Raw genomic sequence first — 18,144 nt, 5'->3', positions numbered from 1 at the left:
CTGCATACGTAATCAATAAAAAGCATGACAGTCTAAGACTGCCATGCTTTTTTATTTATTAAGATTAAATTACAAAAAATATAAATTGTGTACAACGTTTGATATTTAATGTTTAATTAACATAAGAATGTAATAGAAAAGTAAGGTATTTACTAACTCATCTATTTTTTCATATCCATAATGGGAGAGATCAATGAAACAGCAAGAGTCAATCACACGGAAGAAATTGTACAAAGCCGGTAAAAGTTGGGTTGTAGCCGCGACGTTATTTGCCGCGACGTTATTTGCCGCAATGGGTGCAGCCGGTGCCACAACTGTAGCAAGTGCTGATGTACAAAAGGATACAGTAGTTGTTACTGCAGATAAAAATACTACTGATAAGGACAAAGAACCGATTAAGACAGCGGGAGCAAATGTTGTTGATAAGGGAGTTGCCCAGACAACGGACACAAATACTACTGATAAAAAGACGATAGAAGTAGGTAAGTCAGTAGACATGAGTGCTACTGATAAGAAAGTGACAGAAACAGTTAAATCAGTGGACACGAGTGCTACTGATAAAAAGACAACAGAAGCTGTTAAACCAGTAGATACGAATGCTACTGATAAGAAAGCAACAGAAGCAGTTAAGCCAGTAGATACGAATGCTACTGATAAGAAGACGACAGAAGCAGTTAAGCCAGTAGACACAAATACTACTGATAAGAAAGTAACAGAAGCAATTAAGCCAGTAAACACAAATGCTGATGATAAGACAGCAGAGCCTGTTAAGACAATATCAGCAACCAAAGATACCGTTAAAACCATAGCTAATAAGCAAAAGGGGGCAACTGAAGAGCAAGCAGTTATTACTGAAGGGCATTACGAAGCCCAAGGTGATGGTTTTGTTTATATTACTAAAGATGGTAAACAATTAACGGGATTACAGAATATTAATGGTAATACTCAATACTTTGATCCTGCAACAGGACAACAGCTGAAGGGCGATATTAAAGCAGTTGCAGGCACAGTCTATTACTTTGATAAAAATAGCGGTAATGCACGCGTATACCAAAAAGTAGCAGATGGTACTTATTCAGAGAATAATGAGCATTGGCAATATATCAGTAAAGTAGATAATAAGCCGGTTGAGGGCTTATATAATGTACAAGGTAACCTACAATACTTTGATATGTCCACTGGAAATCAAGTAAAAAATGATATTCGCTCTGTGGACGGCGTCACTTACTATTTTGACAAAGATAGTGGTAATGGATCAGCATTTAATGCATTATCAGCTGGTGAATACGTTGAAAAGAAGGAGACGGACGCACAAGGCAATCAGAACTCATATTGGACATATAGTGGATTAGATGGTAATCCGGTTAAAGGATTGTATGATATTAACGGTTCACTACAATATTTTGATGAAAAGAATGGTGCACAGTTAAAAGGTGGAACAGCCACAGTCAATGGCGTAACATATTATTTTGAACAAGATAAGGGTAACCTGATTAGTGTTGTTAATAGTGTTGAGAGTGGTCAATATAAAATTGATAATGACAACGTTTATTATATTGACAATCAAGGTAACACGTTAAAAGGTCTATATGCTATTAATGGACAATTAAATTATTTTGACATGAGCACTGGTGTTCAACTAAAAGGTGCTAGTGAGAATGCTAATGGTGTCGGTTATTACTTCGATAAAGATAAGGGTAATGGTCAGTATCAATATAGTTTGATTACTTCGACACTTGCTAATGCATTTTCAAAACATAATGCAGCTAATGATTACACTCAGAGTAGTTTTACTCATACTGTTGATGGCTTTTTGACAGCTGATACGTGGTACCGACCAACAGAGATACTCAAAAATGGAACGACATGGGTTGCTTCAACATCACAGGATTTGAGACCAATGATTACTGTTTGGTGGCCTAATAAAAATGTACAGCTTAACTATCTTAAACTTATGCAAACAGAAGGGTTGTTGGATAGTGGCCAAGTATATGATTTGAATAGCGATCAAGCACTGCTCAATCAAGCAGCACAAACGGTGCAAGTGAACATTGAAAAAAGGATAACTAAAGCAGGAAATTCTGATTGGCTTAATGATTTGCTATATAACAGTCACGGTGAAACACCTTCGTTTGTTAAGCAGCAGGCTATTTGGAATGCTGATTCTGAATATCATGGCGGTTGGTTCCAGGGTGGATATTTAGCATATCGGAATAGTGATTTAACACCATATGCGAATTCATCATACAGACATTACACCGGAATGGAATTTTTGTTGGCTAATGATGTTGATAATTCCAATCCAATTGTACAAGCTGAAGACCTTAACTGGTTATACTATCTAATGAATTTTGGAACGGAAACAGGCAATGATCCGCAAGCCAATTTTGATAGTATCCGTATTGATGCTATTAGCTTTGTCGACAAACAAGTGGCTAAGAAAGCTTATGAATTACTTCATGATATGTATGGCTTATCAGCTAGTGACGCTGTAGCAAATAAGCATGTTTCTATTGTAGAAGCAAGTGCCGATCAGACACCAGTTACGACAGAAAATCATGATGCATTAATTGAGTCTTACTGGCGTGACACTATGAAAAATTCATTGTCCAAAGATGCGTCAATTGATTCATCTGCTGGATCGTTATCTGCAATGATAAATGATGGAAATGTTGATCGTGCTAACGATAGTACTACAGAAAGTTCAATATTCCCAAACTATACAATTGTTCATGCGCATGATAAAGATATACAAGATGCTGTAAGCAATGTTATGAAAATTGTAAATAATGATCCATCCATTTCACTAGATGGTTTTACAATGGAACAGTTAGAGAAGGGATTGTCAGCATTTTATGCTGATCAGAGATCTGCTGTTAAGCAATATAATCAATATAATATTCCAAGTGCTTATGCGGTTATGTTAACTAACAAAGATACTGTGCCACGTACATTTTATGGTGATATGTATCAAGATGATGGTCAATATATGGCTAATAAGTCACTATACTATGATGCTATTGATACAATGATGAAGGCTCGCCTGAAATATGTTTCCGGTGGTCAAACTATGTCTGTTACAAAAATCAATAATGCAAATAGTCAGAAATCTGGAGAAGTATTAACAAGCGTTCGTTTTGGAAAAGGTGTTATGGATGCTACAGATGCCGGAAGTGCTGAAAGTAGAACACAAGGCATTGGTGTGGTTGTGTCTAATAGTAGCGGTCTTCAATTGAACGATAATGATAAAATTGTGTTACATATGGGTGCGGCGCATAAAAACCAAGAATACCGTGCATTAATGTTAACAACTAATGATGGTATTAAATCCTTTAATAACGATGAAGCACCAATTAATTATACTGATGATAATGGTGATTTAATTTTTGATGGACACAATATTGATGGTCAAGAGAATACAGCAATCAGAGGTTATCTTAATCCGCAAGTTGCTGGATATTTAGCGGTATGGGTACCAACTGGTGCTAAAGATGATCAAGATGCTAGAACACAACCTTCCAATGAAAAATCTACTGATGGCAAAGTATTACACACAAATGCTGCTTTGGATTCTGAATTGATTTATGAAGGATTTTCTAACTTCCAACCCATGCCAACAACTAAAGATGAATATACGAATGTGATGATTGCTAAAAATATTGATCTCTTTAAGTCATGGGGTATCACTAATTTTGAATTAGCACCACAATATCGATCAAGCGATGGCAAAAATATTAATGATCGTTTTATTGATTCACTTGTTCAGAATGGTTATGGTTTGAGCGACCGATACGATCTTGGGTTTGAGACGCCAACTAAATATGGTACAGATCAAGATTTGAGAACAGCGATTAAAACATTACACCAAGCCGGTATGACTGTCATGGCTGACTATGTTGCTAACCAAATTTATGGATTGAATACAAGTCAAGAAGTGGTTGATGCGCAACGAGTTAATTCGGATAATAATGCAGTCGAAGTTCGCTACGGTCAGCATTTGAATGTTGTAAACTCAATTGGGGGCGGTGAATATCAGAATTTGTATGGTGGAAAATACCTAGAAATTTTGAATAAACTTTATCCTGATCTGCTGGTCGATGAGAATGGTAATAAAATAGATATTGATACCAAAATCAAACAATGGTCTGCTAAATATCTTAACGGCAGTAATGTAACCGGACTCGGTATGGGGTATGTTCTAAAAGATTGGTCAAATGGACAATACTTTAATATTTCTAATACTGATGGCAAAGTTATGTTGCCAGAACAGTTAGTTAAACATATGCCTGCCGTAGAAATTGGTACGCAAACGAATTATACGGCGTATATTTCAAGTACAATTCGTCGTGATGGTCTTTATAACAATATGCCATGGGGTGTCACTGCTACAGGACAAGATGGCAACGAGATAAAGTGGGAACGTCAAGGTAGTACGTCTGATTATAATCACCAGAAGGTACAAGTAAACCGACAGTATGTTGATAAGCAAGGTGTTGTTTGGAACTTAATTAATTTTGATGATAAAGATCTATGGGTTGATAGTAATGCACTCGTAACGGTTAACTTTACATCACAAAAGCCAACTAAGCATTTTGTCCAATTCGGTATGCGTCAAGGTAAGTATGATGGCTTCTATCTTAGTGCACCATATAAGCAAACTGAGTCAAAGTGGGTTGCTTCTACACGAACACATCAAGGACAATTATTGGAAGTTGTCGGTCAATATACAACAGGGTCAGGTAGTCGTAAGGTAACTTGGTACTTGGTTGGTCTTGATGGTAAGCAAGTATGGGTAGACAGTCGAGCTGTTGGTACTAATTTCAGTCATAAGACAAATATTAATTTGTTGATTAATAGTGCCACACGCAATGATGGTATGTACTTGAATGCACCGTATGGTCAGAAGGGTTATAAGCGAGAAACATCAAGTCGCTTCTATAATGAAAAGCTCGTAACAGTTAGTCAACAATATTACGATAATAAGGGTGTTATTTGGAACCTTATTACTTTGAATGGTAAAAAGCTTTGGGTAGATAGCCGAGCATTTGCAACAGTTATTGATAAGAAAGTGAACCAAAGCTTGTATATCAATAGTCGTAATGATGGTATGTACTTGAATGCACCATATCGTGCACAAGGTGCTAAACGATATGCTTCAACGAAGACATATACAGGGCAACGTGTGCAAGTGACATTACAACGTAAAGATACTCACGGTGTAACTTGGTATCTCACTAAGGTAGATAGTAAGCAGTTGTGGGTAGACAGCCATGCATTTGCACCAACCTTCACGCGTAATGTGTCGCTCAATGTTAAAGTGAACAGTTCAAAACGTAATGATGGGATTTACTTAAACGCACCATATGGCAATAAAAAAGCCAAGCGTATTGCATCAACAAAGGCATACAATGGTAAGCGTGTAAAAGCTAGTAAAGAATATAAAGATGCTAAGGGAGTAACTTGGTATTTGGTAAACCTTAATAATAAACAAGTGTGGATTGACAAACGTGCATTTTAATTAATGTGCGGTATATTCTGCATAGGTGATCAATAAAAAGCATGACAGTCTAAGACTGCCATGCTTTTTTATTGATCTTTATGATTTTAACAAACGTGCATTTTGCCAACAATATGTTGTCAAAACATAACTTACAATCATGACGACAATCAACCAAATAACAGATTGGACTATATCATGCCATGTAGCCGTTTCGGCTAGAAAACTATCGGTGGCGATAAAAGCGAGATAATCACCAACACCATGAATCATCATAACTAAAATGATATTACCGCTCCATGCATAAATTTGGCCCATTATAATACCAAAAGTTATGGCAAAGATGACTTGACCAATAACGCCACTTATTGGTGCGCCAGCAAGAATGTTGGAGGTGTGCCACAGCCCAAATAGCAGTGATTGGCTCCAAATCGCCCATAATATGCGGTGTTTACTTTGTTTTAAGACACGATAGATGAGAATGAGTATGAAAAATCTAAAGATTAATTCTTCACCAACACCTGCCCTGAAGGCAAGTGAGAAAAAGCTTGGATGCCACGTTATCGCTTTTAATCCTGTAGCATTACTGCCCCAAAACATCATGATCACCAACAAAATTAACAAGCTTCCCCACCAATGACGATATAAATGAGCCCAATTTGGTCGAGGCAATACCACATTTGCAAGAGATAGACGTGTCGCCAACCATATAAATAGTAGTGGTAGAGCAATGACCCCATTCACTACAAACGCTTGTAACACATTATTTGAGAAATCATTGTTTAAGATCAACACGGATGGATAACTTGTATAACTGTCAAAAACAATGAGAATTAACCAAAAAATCTCGATAATGGTGCTACGACGTGAACTGGGTAAAGGCAAAGCAATAGTTGTAACGACTGGTAGTAATAATAGCCATGAAGCCAAAATGAGTAAGATACCCATGATATCGGATATGTGCTGAGAAAATCCCATGAGTAATTGTATTTGCACACACAATTTTTGCAAAGCAAGCGGTACAAGTTGAAGGTATAACGGTAGTGCAATCCAACTATAGATGGTCTGGCCAATTTGCGAATGAAAAGATTGTGTTAGTCGCTTAAGTGGTCCGCTGTTAAATAAATCAAATTTAGCACCAAAAAAGACGAGTACTAGACTAAAGACGATAAACCAAGTCATATCAACAATATGATGTACTTGCAGAATACAAGTCAGTAACATAACACTAATAGTTATTATGAACAGAATTGATCTAATGCGATGATGATAAAATTTTTGTAACAATGTAGACACAGTATAAATCCCCCTAAAAATCACCTTTTACTGATGTATAACATTCAAATTTTAGCGTAATACTGGTCGTAATGTACTAGAGTTTTCAATATTTATGAAAATATTAACTGAAAGTTTACAAATCAATTTGCTTTTCAATCCAACCGTGTCTATAATATATCCATAGATAATTAATATACACGAATATAGTATGAGGTAAGAAGAATGAGGTTGTGGAGAAGTGCGGAATGGCAGCGCGTACGATCAAGGCGTGGTTTGTCTATTTTATTAGTCGGGATTATGTTAATTCCAAGTTTATATGCTGTAATATTTTTATCGTCGCTTTGGGATACATACGGTCAATTGGATAAATTACCAGTCGCAATTGTGAATCAAGATAGAGCAGCAGTGGTTAACAATCAACAGTTAACATTAGGCGATGATTTAACGCAAAATTTGCTAAAAAAGAAGCCACTTAAATTAACAGAAACAACGGCTGCTAAAGCTAAAAAAGGCTTACATGATGGTAAATATTATATGACAATTACCATCCCCGAGGATTTTTCAAAAAATTCAGGGACACTATTAAATAGTCAACCGAAAGTATCACAAATCAAAATTGCTCAAAATGGTGGCCAAAGTTTTATTGCCGAAAAGATGACGGCTTCAGCGGCACAAAAAATTCACAGTAAAGTTGAAAGTTCACTACAGCAAGTCTATAGCGAAAACTTGTTAAGTGCATTGCAATCATCAAAAGATGGCTTCAAGAATGGAGCTAAAGGCGCTGATAAATTGCATAGTGGTCTCACGCAACTACAAGGTGGTAGTGCTAAGCTAGCAAGTGGTACGGATCAACTAGCAAGCGGTGGTCAATCACTTGCCAACGGCGTCCAAACATATACGCAAGGTGTTTCTCGAGCTCAAAGTGGCAGTCAAACTTTAACGAATGGTATTGGTCAATTACAATCACAATTACCAACACTTTCAACAGGTGTGAATCAATTAGCTACTGGTGCATCACGTTTGAGTACTGGTATTCAGCAATACACACAGGGCGTCAACAAAGCCTATGATGGTAGTACACAATTGTCTGCTGGTTTGAGTAAAATGCAAAATGCATTAAACAGTCAAGATACTGCACAATTACTGTCTGGTATCAAAACTTTTCAAAGTAGTTTGGACAAATTAGAATCTGGCCTATCCGCCACCAATTCGAGTGAGAGTGAACAGGCAAAAATTACCGCCTCCGTCACAAATCTGGCAACTCAAATTAAATCTCTTGCTAGTATTCAAAGTAAGTTAGCAAGTACGGCTAAAGCACAAAATTTAACGTCGCAACAAACACAGGCGTTGGAACAAGCTATTTTACCGACGGTATCTACCACGACACAAGCAATGGCATCTGATTTAGGCACCCTTACAACAGAGCTAAATACCATGAAATCAGGAACGCAGTCATTAACAACGTTGAAAGATAGTGTGGCGCAGTTGAATAACGGCTTTGGTGGGATTGCTTCAGGTGTAACGACGCTTGTCACCACGTCAAAATCAGGCGTGGCAACCTTAAATACAGGTGCAACATCACTCAATAGTGGTTTAGCAACCTTAAATACAAATGCGACTTCATTAACGAGTGGTGCTAATCAGTTGGCAGGCGGTTTAAATACCTTGAATCAAAAAATACCAACATTGAGTTCTGGTGTATCACAATTAGCATCAGGTAGCCAATCACTAAGCAGTGGATTAGGCCAATTGACCGCAAATAATACTTCATTAACAAATGGTGCTGACCAGCTGTCTAGTGGTGCTGCAGCATTGAATTCTGGTGCTAAGCGCTCGCAACAAGCTGTTACACAAGTGACGGATGGGACGAATACACTGGCACAGAAGTTAGCAGATGGTGCTATCGAACTCGATGTTATTAAGACAAACCGTGCTAACGCTAAGGCATTAGCTAACCCAGTGCATCAGAAGACAACCAATTTGTCTAGTATCAAGAACAATGGGACGGGTATGACACCTTACATGATGTCCGTTGGTTTATTTGTTGGTATGCTGACAATGACAATGATTTATGACTTCATGGTAGTCGCCAAAAAGCCCCGTAATGGCTTTAGATGGTGGTTAGACAAGCAAACCGTTATTGGCCCAGTTGTTTTAGCTCAAGCAGTTGTGATGTTAGTTTTGTTAATGTTAGTCGATCAATTAAATCCTGTAAATGTTGCTGGTACCTTCATAGTGGCAATTATTATGGCCTTTTCATTCAACCAATTGGTTGTCTTATTCAATGTCGCTTTCGGAAAATTAGGTTCTGGTCTCATGTTAGTATTGATGGTACTACAGTTGAGTGCCAGTGCCGGTACGTATCCAATTCAATTATCCAATCGTTTCTTTGAGGCGATTAATCCCTATATGCCAATGACGTATAGCGTACGTGCACTACGCGAAACAATTTCACTAGGTGGCAGTTACGCCAGTGAAATCTTGATTTTGTTGGTCATTGGTTTAACCAGTATGGTTCTAACATGGGTTGTTTATCAAATGAAGTTGAAGCACAACCAGTTGGCTTTTGCTGATTAGGCTTGTGATAAGATAGAGAGTACAAAGGGAGGATGGCGTTATGAAGATGTCGCAAGCAGTTGAACAAAGCTTAGTGGTTTTAATTATGCTAGCTGTTCAACAAGACAATGCACCAGTAAAAAGTCATATTTTAAGTAGTCGTCTAGAAGTATCTGAGTCTTATTTTAAAAAGACGATGCGCAAGTTACGTATTGCTGGCATTGTGACGGCGATTGCCAGCAAAGAGGGTGGCTTTAAATTAGCGCGACCACTTCATCAAATTACATTATTAGATGTTTACGAAGCCATTGAAGGTGAAGACAGTTTTATTCACTCTACTCAATTAGCAGACCGTATTTTTAAAGGTAGTGATGAATTGGTTAAGAGCGGTACTAAAGAGGTACTGGCTATTATCTATGATGCTGAACAAGCTTTTAAACAAAAGCTTGCAGACTACACGATTGCTGATATATTAAGCCATATCGGTGAAGAGTCTATTGAAGCGATTGACTGGCGTGAATAAATTGTGTTTCACGTGAAACATTTAAAAGTATTAAGATTTTTAATCTTATTTTAATCTCATCAAGATAAGATATAAATATCAACATGAATTGATATAACGAAACCCCGTTGAGATAACGGAAACTCTCTCTCAAACATTTCTCTCAAATCTCTCTCATAAAAATCCCCGTATCTCTTTGATACGGGGTTTCGTTTTGTATTCAGTAAAATATTGACAAAATAAAGTGTACTGTGTATCATAGTACACGTAATACAGTGGGGAAAATAATGAAACTCTGTAATAAAGGAAGGACGCAATGATGATGGCTAAGATACAACATAATCAGCCGCTATATGAGCAGCTCATGTGGCGCATCAAAGCTCAGGTTGCGACCAGTGTTTTAAAAGTTGGTGATAAGTTACCTTCAGTTAGAGAGATGGCATTAATCGAAGGTCTAAATCCCAATACTGTTGCCAAAGCATACAAAGCTTTGGAGGGGCAACAAGTTATTGAGACTGTGGCTGGTAAAGGGACTTTTGTCAGACAAGTAGACACTGTTGTTGATGAAAAAGCGATTAACGAATTGCGTAATGATTTCAATAACATGATGATTGAAGCCAAACGGCTACAAGTAACACCAGAACAATTACATCAATGGATCGATGAATTTTATTTGGAGGGCCAACAATGACCTTAACAATTGCTAATATTTCAAAAAAGTTGAATAAAAAGCCGGTCATTGAGAATGCTAGTTTTCAAATAAATGAGGGCGAAATTGTTGGACTAGTTGGTCGAAATGGTGCGGGAAAAACGACTTTGTTTCGTATTATAAGTGGTGAGATATTACCAGACTTTGGCAGTGTTGGTTTAGATGACCAAGATTACCATCGAATGGTGGCTTTACATGATCAACTCTTCTATGTTGATATGCCCAATAATTGGATGACCAATTTTAATTCACAGCAAGTTAAACGTATCGTGCAAGCCTCTTATGAGAATTTCGATACCAGTTGGTATGACCAACAGATTACGCGATTCAAATTAGACGGTCGCCAAAAATTGAAGCAATACTCAAAGGGAATGCGCGCATTATTTACATTAATCGTGAGCTTTGCTAGTAATGCACAATACGTTTTATTGGATGAACCGCTAGACGGTTTAGATGTATTAGTACGTGATGAAGTGAAGCGTCTCATTGTTGAACGTGTGACGAATCAAAACACATCAGTATTGATTGCTTCTCATAATTTAGTGGAATTGGATACATTAACAGATCGTATCTTATTACTGAAGAATGGCACGATTATACGTTCATTTGAGGTCGATGGCGAACAAGATATTAAGAAATACCAAGTTGCCTATCGTTCAGAGACACTACCGGCCTTTTTGTCGGAACGTGGGATGGTCATTGCACATACTGGTCATGTTGCGACTGTTATATTTGATCATTTTGATGAGGCATTGGCAATTAAGTTAGCAGGCCCAACATTTCAATTTATTGAAGAATTGCCAATTAATTCGGAAGATATTTTCCGCGCGAGTTTCTCTAAAGATGGTTACGCTTGGGAGAGAGAGACGGAGATTGGTAAATGAGACAAGCAATTAAATTATATTATCAAATTAATCGGCGACAAATATGGTCCCAATGGCTAATTGTCTTATCCTTCATTATTCTTGGTATGGCGAATGATTATATTCAAGCACCGCATCATTTGAACTTTACGTCATCAGGGGTAACGGGAAGCCTATTGGGAATACTGTTCTTTATCTCAGCAGCGTGCATATTGAGAGATAAATGGACCCATATTAATACTTGGCTATTTACGCAGAATATTTCACGTGGACAGCTTTTCTTAGCAAAAGTGATATGGATGATGTGTTTGCCGATTGTTGTCGTCGTTGTCATTGGGCTAGGCGTAGCATTAATCACACATCCCCATAGTTTAATGAATGAAGTTGTTGATATTATTTCGACAGTGTTAACCAACACCGTTTCATTAGTGGTCTTTTTATTGATTATTAGTATTATTGGCATCACATGGCAGCGGATTGTTGGTTATGTATTTGTGATGATTACCTTTAGTTCGGCACTGGCTGTTGAGCGAGGCAATAAGTTAGCGTGGGTCAAACTATTGACTGATTTAAATACAACATATACGAATTTACTAATGCTATGTTTAATCGTTGTTTTATTGGGCTTTACTTATTACTTTTATAAGCAGATGGGTACAGATACAGATGAAGAAGCGGTTCGGATTCCAATGCTCAAATGGCCGATTGTGATTTTTGTTTTTGTGATGACAATCGTTGGTCTTTGGACAGGTTATTCGTATGATATAGAAGACAATTGGAGTATGTTTGTTTTAGCAGCTGTATTAAGTGGTACGACATACTACTTTGTATTTAAACCAACGATACAGTTACCAAAAATTTTCAGACGTAAGATGTAAGACACAGTGTTTTAATTTGGAGGGGAAAATGGCACTTTTAGAAGTTAAAAATGTGACAAAACAATATGGACATAAGAAAGTGATGGATAGCGTGACTTTCAATGTTGAAGCGGGGCATATCGTGGGATTAATCGGTCCTAATGGCGCTGGAAAATCAACAACAATGCGTGCGATTACAGGATTAATGAGTTACACATCAGGAAATATCCAGTTTGATGGACAACCGATTACATTTGAACAGCATACAGCATTAGATAAAGTAGGAAATCTCATTGAATATCCTGCTATTTATCCTAATTTAACGGCATTGGATCATCTTAAGTTGTACGCTATGGATACGCCGTCACCCGCAAATTTTGATGACTTGATGCGTCGTACTCAAATTGATGGTGAAAATTTTGGTAAGCGCAAAGCTAAGAAATTCTCGTTGGGGATGAAGCAACGTTTGGGCATCGCTATTGCTTTGATTCGAAATCCCAAAATGGTAATTCTGGATGAGCCAATGAATGGTTTAGATCCACAATCTGTCCATGACTTACGTGAATTGATTCGCTCATTGGCTGACGAAGGCGTTGCATTCTTGATTTCAAGTCATTTATTGGATGAGCTACAAAAATTAGTAGATGATGTGGTCATTATTAATGACGGTAAGATTATCAAGACCAGTCCGATTGCTGCAGTATTTGAACATGATCAGGTACATTATCAGTTAGTGACAAATGATAATATTTTGGCAATGCCAATTTTGGTAGATCAAGGTTGGCAAGTAGAAGATGAAAATGGCCAACTGTTAATTACTGGCCCAACTGGACCACAAGATATCATTACTGTATTGAATCAACATAACTTAACAATTGAAGGGCTAAATACTGTTCAAGCTAACTTGGAACAATCACTATTAGAATTGTTAAGTACTAACGATACGGAGGGGAAGTAATGTTAACTTTATTAAAACAAGAACTCTTTAAAGCACATAAGCAAAACCGGTTATGGATATGGTTATTACTAGCATTTATATTTCCAATTGCCGTATTAGCGGTCTTCAAAGGTACACGTAATGTTGAACGGCTTGTTGGATTTGGTGGTGGGATACCATATATTTACTTAGCAGCTATTATTTATAGTGCCTTATCGATTTCACAAGAATTTACTTTTGGTACTATTCGGCCACTGTTATCACGTCGATTCAACCGATTGAGTATCTTTATAAGTAAGATAGTATTGAATTTCATTGTCTACATTGGTCTTGTTGTGTCTGCCTTTATTGGTACAATCATCGCTAAGTTAATCTTTGTACCTAAAGCTGACTTTGGCAAGCAAATGACCGACACATTGACTGCTGGACAATTGTGGGGAATAGATACGATTCATCTTTTCTTAGAAATTATATTTATATCGGCATTAGTCATTATGATTACCAACATTGTTAAAAGCTCTGGTGCAGCTATTGGTTTGGGTGTTGTTTTGAGTATCGGAACACCCATTATATCTTCAATTTCGCTCAGCTTGATACAATTAGCACCCATCTTAAAATGGAATCCGCTGACAATTCTTATTGGATCAAGTATGCTTGGTATAACGCCTGATACGACATTAAATGCTATTTTCCATTTAAATAGTATGTCAATCATCATTGCTTACATTGTTTATATTGTTTTGTTCTACGGCATTGCTTATTATATTTTCCGTAAGCGTAGTGTATAAACTGATTTTCAAACGGCCTTGGGCCGTTTTTTGTTGTATGATTATACTTGAGGTTTTATAACAATGGAAAATTGGTTACATAAGCGTGTGATGTTAACACCACACCGAGTTGCTGTAGAATATCAACAACAGACATTAACATTTTCAGAAGTAGAGCAAAAGGCGATTGCGTTGGCACATAAAATTGCCAGCATAGCAGAAAATGAATTGCGAATTGGGCTTATTACGACAAATAACATCAATGGATACCTGATGATTATGGCGCTGCAGCAATTAGGAAAACAGATTGTTTTTATTAATCGACGATTATCTGTTCGAGAAGTTAATGATCAAATAACTGATGCTGATTTGCATGTGATATTAGTAGATGATGGTTATTCACAACAACTCGATATTGATGATCAAATATCATTTCAGCAGCTTCAACAATGTGAAGCAACAGCAAAAAGTGTGATTGCTACTGAATTCCCAGATGATTTTGTAACGAGCATTATGTATACTTCGGGTACTACGGGTAAGGCCAAGGGTGTGATGCAGACTTATGGCAATCATTTTTATTCTGCCGTTGGTAGTGCGCTGAACTTAGGATTAACAGCAGAAGATGAATGGCTAACCGTAACGCCGATATTTCATATTAGTGGCTTTTCTATTTTGATGCGTGCGTTATTATATGGTATGCGCGTGGTACTCGTTGAAAAATTCAATGCGCATGATATTAATCAACAGTTAAAATGTCAATCTATTTCGGCAATTTCTGTAGTGCCGACAATGTTAAAAGCGTTACTCGCTGATTTATCAACAGCAGAACGTTACAATGCACATTTTAGGACGATGTTGTTAGGCGGTGGGCCAATTGATCGTGCAACGTTGGATAAGGCACGAGAACATGGTATACCCGTTATTCAATCTTATGGGATGACAGAAACCGCCTCGCAAGTCGTTGCGCTTAATATGCAGGATGCGACACGTAAAATTGGTTCAGCAGGGAAGCCATTATTTCCTGTTAGTTTAAAGATTGCTAATCAGATGGGACAACCAGTAGAAAAAGGATTAGTTTGGTTGAAAACACCGACACTAACCGTTGGCTATCTCAATCGTCCGTATCAATTAGAACAAAATGTACGTGATGGTTGGTTTAATACGGAAGATTTTGGTTATCTTGATAGCGATGGCTTTTTGTATATTGAGGGGCGTGAAGGGGATATGATTAGTTCTGGCGGTGAAAATATTTTCCCAGATGAAGTTGAAAAAACTTATCTCGCTTTACCCGATTTAGAAGACATTGTCGTATTAGGTATTCCAGATAATAAATGGGGACAGGTGCCTGTTGCGTTTGTCAAAGGCGAAGTAACAGGCCAACAATTGTATACATTTGGTCAAGCACAGCTTGCGCACTATAAGGTGCCAACGAAATTTTATCAGTTATCGCACTGGCCCCGAACGGCGAGTGGTAAAATACAACGTAAGCAAATGCAAACGATGATTAATCAAGCAACAGAATTGGAGATATAATGACACAACAACCGAAATCGCCAAAGAATACAAATGTGCAGGCGTTGTTTGACAAGATTGCCCCTGAATATGACCGTATGAATAACATTATTAGCCTCGGTGCACATCAAAAATGGCGCAAAAAATTAATGCAACAAATGACGATACCAGCAGGTGCCAATATTTTAGATGTTGCAACAGGTACGGCAGATTGGGCGATTGCCTTAGCCAAAGAAAGTGACGCTGCATCTCAAGTGGTCGGCTTAGATTTCAGTTCGGAAATGTTAGCAGTAGGTCAAAAGAAAGTGAATTTGACCGCTTATGCTGAGTGTATCACCTTAGTGCAGGGGGATGCGATGGCGATGGCTTTTCCAGATAATACATTTGATATTGTGACTATTGGTTTTGGATTGCGTAATTTACCTGATCCAATGCTAGGCCTTGAGGAAATGTTTCGTGTATTGAAACCAGGTGGTCAGTTAGTTATCTTAGAGACCTCCCAGCCAGATAATCCACTGATTAAGCCGTTTTGGCAATTATATGTTGGTAAAGTAATGCCGACTTTTGGTAAAGTGTTTGCGCGTGGTAAGTATAATGAATATAAATATTTAGATGAAACAACCGAACATTTTATGGACTATATGTCATTAGGAAAGCTGATGTTAACGATTGGCTTCCAAAAAGTTAGAATTTCACGTTTTAACTTAGGCGCCATTGCTGTACATTATGGCACGAAATAAAAACGACTAACGATAAACGGTTAGTCGTTTTTATATTGTTGTAAAATATGGTGTATTTTTTCAATACCAGTTTTCATTTCAGCAGGTGTCAGTGTTAGTGGCGGTAGTAAACGTAAAGTATTTTGACCAGCACTAAGTGTGATGACATGTTCTTCAAATAATAATTTCTCTACAACTTCAGCTACTGGTACATCTGGATGAAGTGCAATACCAATGATCATACCAAGACCACGAATATCTATTACAGAATCGAGGGACTGGAGTAATTTGAGGTGAGACCACATTTGCTTGACTTTGTCGGGTAATTCAGGCAATAAAGTGTCCAATACAGATAAGGTTGCGATAGCTGAACGCATTACCAGTGGATTTCCACCAAATGTTGAACCATGTACACCGTAACTAAAGGCATCTGCAATGTTATTCTTGGCTAACATTGCCCCAACTGGTAGACCATTGGCTAGACTTTTTGCACTAGTGATAATGTCTGGTTCAATAGCGTATTGTTCATAAGCAAATTTAGTACCAGTACGACCAATACCGGTTTGTACTTCATCAATGATTAACAAAATATGATGTTGATGTGCTAATTGTGCTAAATCTTTGATAAATGTTTGATCCGCAGGTATCACACCACCTTCACCTTGTACCAATTCAAACATAATTGCGGCAACATTATCATCAATAATCGCTTCAACACTTTGAATGTCATTAAAAGTAGCATATTTAAAACCAGCAGCCATTGGCATACCATGATGGATTGTATCTTGACCGGTTGCTGCCATAGCAGCGTAAGTACGACCATGAAAAGAATTTTTGAAAGTGATGATCGTTGCCTTTTTGGTGGCAATACGGGCCAATTTAATCGCAGCTTCGTTTGCTTCAGCACCTGAATTAGCAAAGTAGGCAGCATAATTTTGTCCACCTAATTGTTCAGCTACTTTTTCTTGTAGTGCATTATCATATAGATTGGGTAAATGCCAGAGTTGCTGGGCTTGATCAATTAAGGCAGCTTCAACTTCGGGATGGCGGGCCCCAATATTATAGACCCCAATACCACTTGATAAATCAAGATATTGCTGTTGATGGTCATCTTCCCAAATTGTATTTTGAGCTTTAACAAATTGAACGGGTAAACGATGATAGTTTTGAAGTAGTGTCATATGTTTTTATCCTTATGCGGTAACAAGTGTGCCATGTGTATTGACATGATCAGTAATATGAACGGTTGTCACACCTTGTGCAACAGCAGTTAAAGCATTATTAACTTTTGGAATCATGCCACCAGTGATAATGGATTGCATCTCTAATTCTTGTGCTAAAGTGGGTGTAATATGGTGCAAGATATTGCCTGCTACTTTGATGCCAGATACATCTGTCAGAAGATATAGATGATCAGCGCGGAGATGTTTAGCAATAGCCGTTGCGGCTTGATCAGCATTGACATTTAACCATTGCCCATCATTAGTAATAGCGAGTGGTGAAATAACGGGTATATAACCATTGTGAAGCTCTGTTTTAATGATCTTGACGTTCACTTGATCAATTTTACCGACTAAGCCGTAACAGGCTTGATTTAAAAATGACCCGGTTAAGAGTTGCGCGCTACCTGCATTTAAACCAATAGCATTGAGATTATTTTGGCGTAATTGATCTAAAATTTGTGGTTGAACTTGACCAATTAGTGCCATTTTTGTTAATTCGATACTCGTACTATTTGTCACACGAATACCATCTTTTTTAATAACGGGTTCGTTGAACTGCGCCATCAAATTAGAAATCATCGTACCACCGCCATGAACGATGACAACATATTTGCCCTGCTGTTGCCACTGCTTAATGGTTTCAAAAAACGTGGGTGTAAGTTGTGTGGCAGCATTGCCACCGATTTTAATGACGATTGTATGCATATGATGACCTCCTATGTCT

At 37.7% G+C, this 18,144-nt stretch carries 13 protein-coding genes; 10 read left to right on the top strand and 3 right to left on the bottom strand.

Annotated elements, in window-relative coordinates:
* The first annotated feature begins 193 nt into the window (after positions 1-193).
* The gene (locus LEUFL_RS12300) at positions 194-5,518 is read left to right on the top strand and encodes a glycoside hydrolase family 70 protein (RefSeq protein WP_010006776.1); all 5,325 of its coding nucleotides are present in this window, start codon (positions 194-196) and stop codon (positions 5,516-5,518) included.
* Between the two features lie 78 nt (positions 5,519-5,596).
* Here the strand turns inward: LEUFL_RS12300 and LEUFL_RS0100525 are convergent, their stop codons facing one another.
* The gene (locus LEUFL_RS0100525; RefSeq protein WP_010006774.1) at positions 5,597-6,793 is read right to left on the bottom strand and encodes a CPBP family intramembrane glutamic endopeptidase; all 1,197 of its coding nucleotides are present in this window, start codon (positions 6,791-6,793) and stop codon (positions 5,597-5,599) included.
* 204 nt (positions 6,794-6,997) lie between these two features.
* Here LEUFL_RS0100525 and LEUFL_RS0100520 point away from each other — a divergent pair, with 204 nt between their 5' ends.
* The 9 genes from LEUFL_RS0100520 to ubiE all read left to right on the top strand — a co-directional run bounded on the left by LEUFL_RS0100520 (position 6,998) and on the right by ubiE (position 16,218).
* On the top strand, positions 6,998-9,352 hold the full coding sequence (locus tag LEUFL_RS0100520) for a YhgE/Pip family protein (protein WP_010006772.1): 2,355 nt from the start codon (positions 6,998-7,000) through the stop codon (positions 9,350-9,352).
* Positions 9,353-9,392: 40 nt separating this feature from the next.
* The gene (locus LEUFL_RS0100515) at positions 9,393-9,854 is read left to right on the top strand and encodes an RrF2 family transcriptional regulator (RefSeq protein WP_010006771.1); all 462 of its coding nucleotides are present in this window, start codon (positions 9,393-9,395) and stop codon (positions 9,852-9,854) included.
* A 301-nt stretch (positions 9,855-10,155) separates the two neighbouring features.
* Entirely contained in the window at positions 10,156-10,524 is a 369-nt protein-coding gene (locus LEUFL_RS0100510) for a GntR family transcriptional regulator (protein WP_029508571.1), read from the top strand.
* Positions 10,521-11,426, top strand: a complete 906-nt coding sequence (locus LEUFL_RS0100505; protein ID WP_010006769.1) for an ABC transporter ATP-binding protein — start codon at positions 10,521-10,523, stop codon at positions 11,424-11,426. The genes LEUFL_RS0100510 and LEUFL_RS0100505 overlap by 4 nt, the downstream gene beginning before the upstream one ends.
* The gene (locus tag LEUFL_RS0100500; protein WP_010006768.1) at positions 11,423-12,283 is read left to right on the top strand and encodes a hypothetical protein; all 861 of its coding nucleotides are present in this window, start codon (positions 11,423-11,425) and stop codon (positions 12,281-12,283) included. Before LEUFL_RS0100505 ends, LEUFL_RS0100500 begins: the two co-directional genes overlap by 4 nt.
* Positions 12,284-12,311: 28 nt before the next feature.
* Positions 12,312-13,220 (top strand): ABC transporter ATP-binding protein, encoded by a 909-nt coding sequence (locus LEUFL_RS0100495; protein ID WP_010006767.1) that lies wholly within the window; start codon positions 12,312-12,314, stop codon positions 13,218-13,220.
* A complete protein-coding gene (locus LEUFL_RS0100490; RefSeq protein WP_010006766.1) occupies positions 13,220-13,987 on the top strand; it encodes an ABC transporter permease in 768 nt (255 codons plus the stop codon). The genes LEUFL_RS0100495 and LEUFL_RS0100490 overlap by 1 nt, the downstream gene beginning before the upstream one ends.
* Positions 13,988-14,050: 63 nt before the next feature.
* A complete protein-coding gene (locus LEUFL_RS0100485) occupies positions 14,051-15,499 on the top strand; it encodes an o-succinylbenzoate--CoA ligase (RefSeq protein WP_010006764.1) in 1,449 nt (482 codons plus the stop codon).
* Positions 15,499-16,218, top strand: a complete 720-nt coding sequence (gene ubiE / locus LEUFL_RS0100480) for a bifunctional demethylmenaquinone methyltransferase/2-methoxy-6-polyprenyl-1,4-benzoquinol methylase UbiE (protein WP_010006760.1) — start codon at positions 15,499-15,501, stop codon at positions 16,216-16,218. Before LEUFL_RS0100485 ends, ubiE begins: the two co-directional genes overlap by 1 nt.
* Before the next feature lie 20 nt (positions 16,219-16,238).
* Here ubiE and LEUFL_RS0100475 read toward each other — a convergent pair whose 3' ends face one another.
* Entirely contained in the window at positions 16,239-17,378 is a 1,140-nt protein-coding gene (locus LEUFL_RS0100475) for an aminotransferase class III-fold pyridoxal phosphate-dependent enzyme (protein ID WP_010006759.1), read from the bottom strand.
* A 12-nt stretch (positions 17,379-17,390) separates the two neighbouring features.
* Positions 17,391-18,125, bottom strand: a complete 735-nt coding sequence (gene argB, locus LEUFL_RS0100470) for an acetylglutamate kinase (RefSeq protein ID WP_010006758.1) — start codon at positions 18,123-18,125, stop codon at positions 17,391-17,393.
* Positions 18,126-18,144: the final 19 nt, after the last annotated feature.

Source organism: Leuconostoc fallax KCTC 3537 (assembly GCF_000165675.1).
GTDB classification, from domain to species: domain Bacteria; phylum Bacillota; class Bacilli; order Lactobacillales; family Lactobacillaceae; genus Leuconostoc_B; species Leuconostoc_B fallax.
This window is presented reverse-complemented; position numbering and strand designations above follow the sequence as displayed.

What these genes read in the sequence shown, in the direction of transcription:
- LEUFL_RS0100495 (WP_010006767.1), top strand. Translation starts at nt 12,312, where the DNA reads ATGGCACTTTTAGAAGTTAAAAATGTGACAAAACAATATGGACATAAG.
- LEUFL_RS0100515 (WP_010006771.1), top strand. Translation starts at nt 9,393, where the DNA reads ATGAAGATGTCGCAAGCAGTTGAACAAAGCTTAGTGGTTTTAATTATG.
- LEUFL_RS0100500 (WP_010006768.1), top strand. Translation starts at nt 11,423, where the DNA reads ATGAGACAAGCAATTAAATTATATTATCAAATTAATCGGCGACAAATA.
- ubiE (WP_010006760.1), top strand. Translation starts at nt 15,499, where the DNA reads ATGACACAACAACCGAAATCGCCAAAGAATACAAATGTGCAGGCGTTG.
- LEUFL_RS0100490 (WP_010006766.1), top strand. Translation starts at nt 13,220, where the DNA reads ATGTTAACTTTATTAAAACAAGAACTCTTTAAAGCACATAAGCAAAAC.
- LEUFL_RS0100475 (WP_010006759.1), bottom strand. Translation starts at nt 17,378, where the DNA reads ATGACACTACTTCAAAACTATCATCGTTTACCCGTTCAATTTGTTAAA.
- argB (WP_010006758.1), bottom strand. Translation starts at nt 18,125, where the DNA reads ATGCATACAATCGTCATTAAAATCGGTGGCAATGCTGCCACACAACTT.
- LEUFL_RS0100485 (WP_010006764.1), top strand. Translation starts at nt 14,051, where the DNA reads ATGGAAAATTGGTTACATAAGCGTGTGATGTTAACACCACACCGAGTT.
- LEUFL_RS0100505 (WP_010006769.1), top strand. Translation starts at nt 10,521, where the DNA reads ATGACCTTAACAATTGCTAATATTTCAAAAAAGTTGAATAAAAAGCCG.
- LEUFL_RS12300 (WP_010006776.1), top strand. Translation starts at nt 194, where the DNA reads ATGAAACAGCAAGAGTCAATCACACGGAAGAAATTGTACAAAGCCGGT.
- LEUFL_RS0100520 (WP_010006772.1), top strand. Translation starts at nt 6,998, where the DNA reads ATGAGGTTGTGGAGAAGTGCGGAATGGCAGCGCGTACGATCAAGGCGT.
- LEUFL_RS0100510 (WP_029508571.1), top strand. Translation starts at nt 10,156, where the DNA reads ATGGCTAAGATACAACATAATCAGCCGCTATATGAGCAGCTCATGTGG.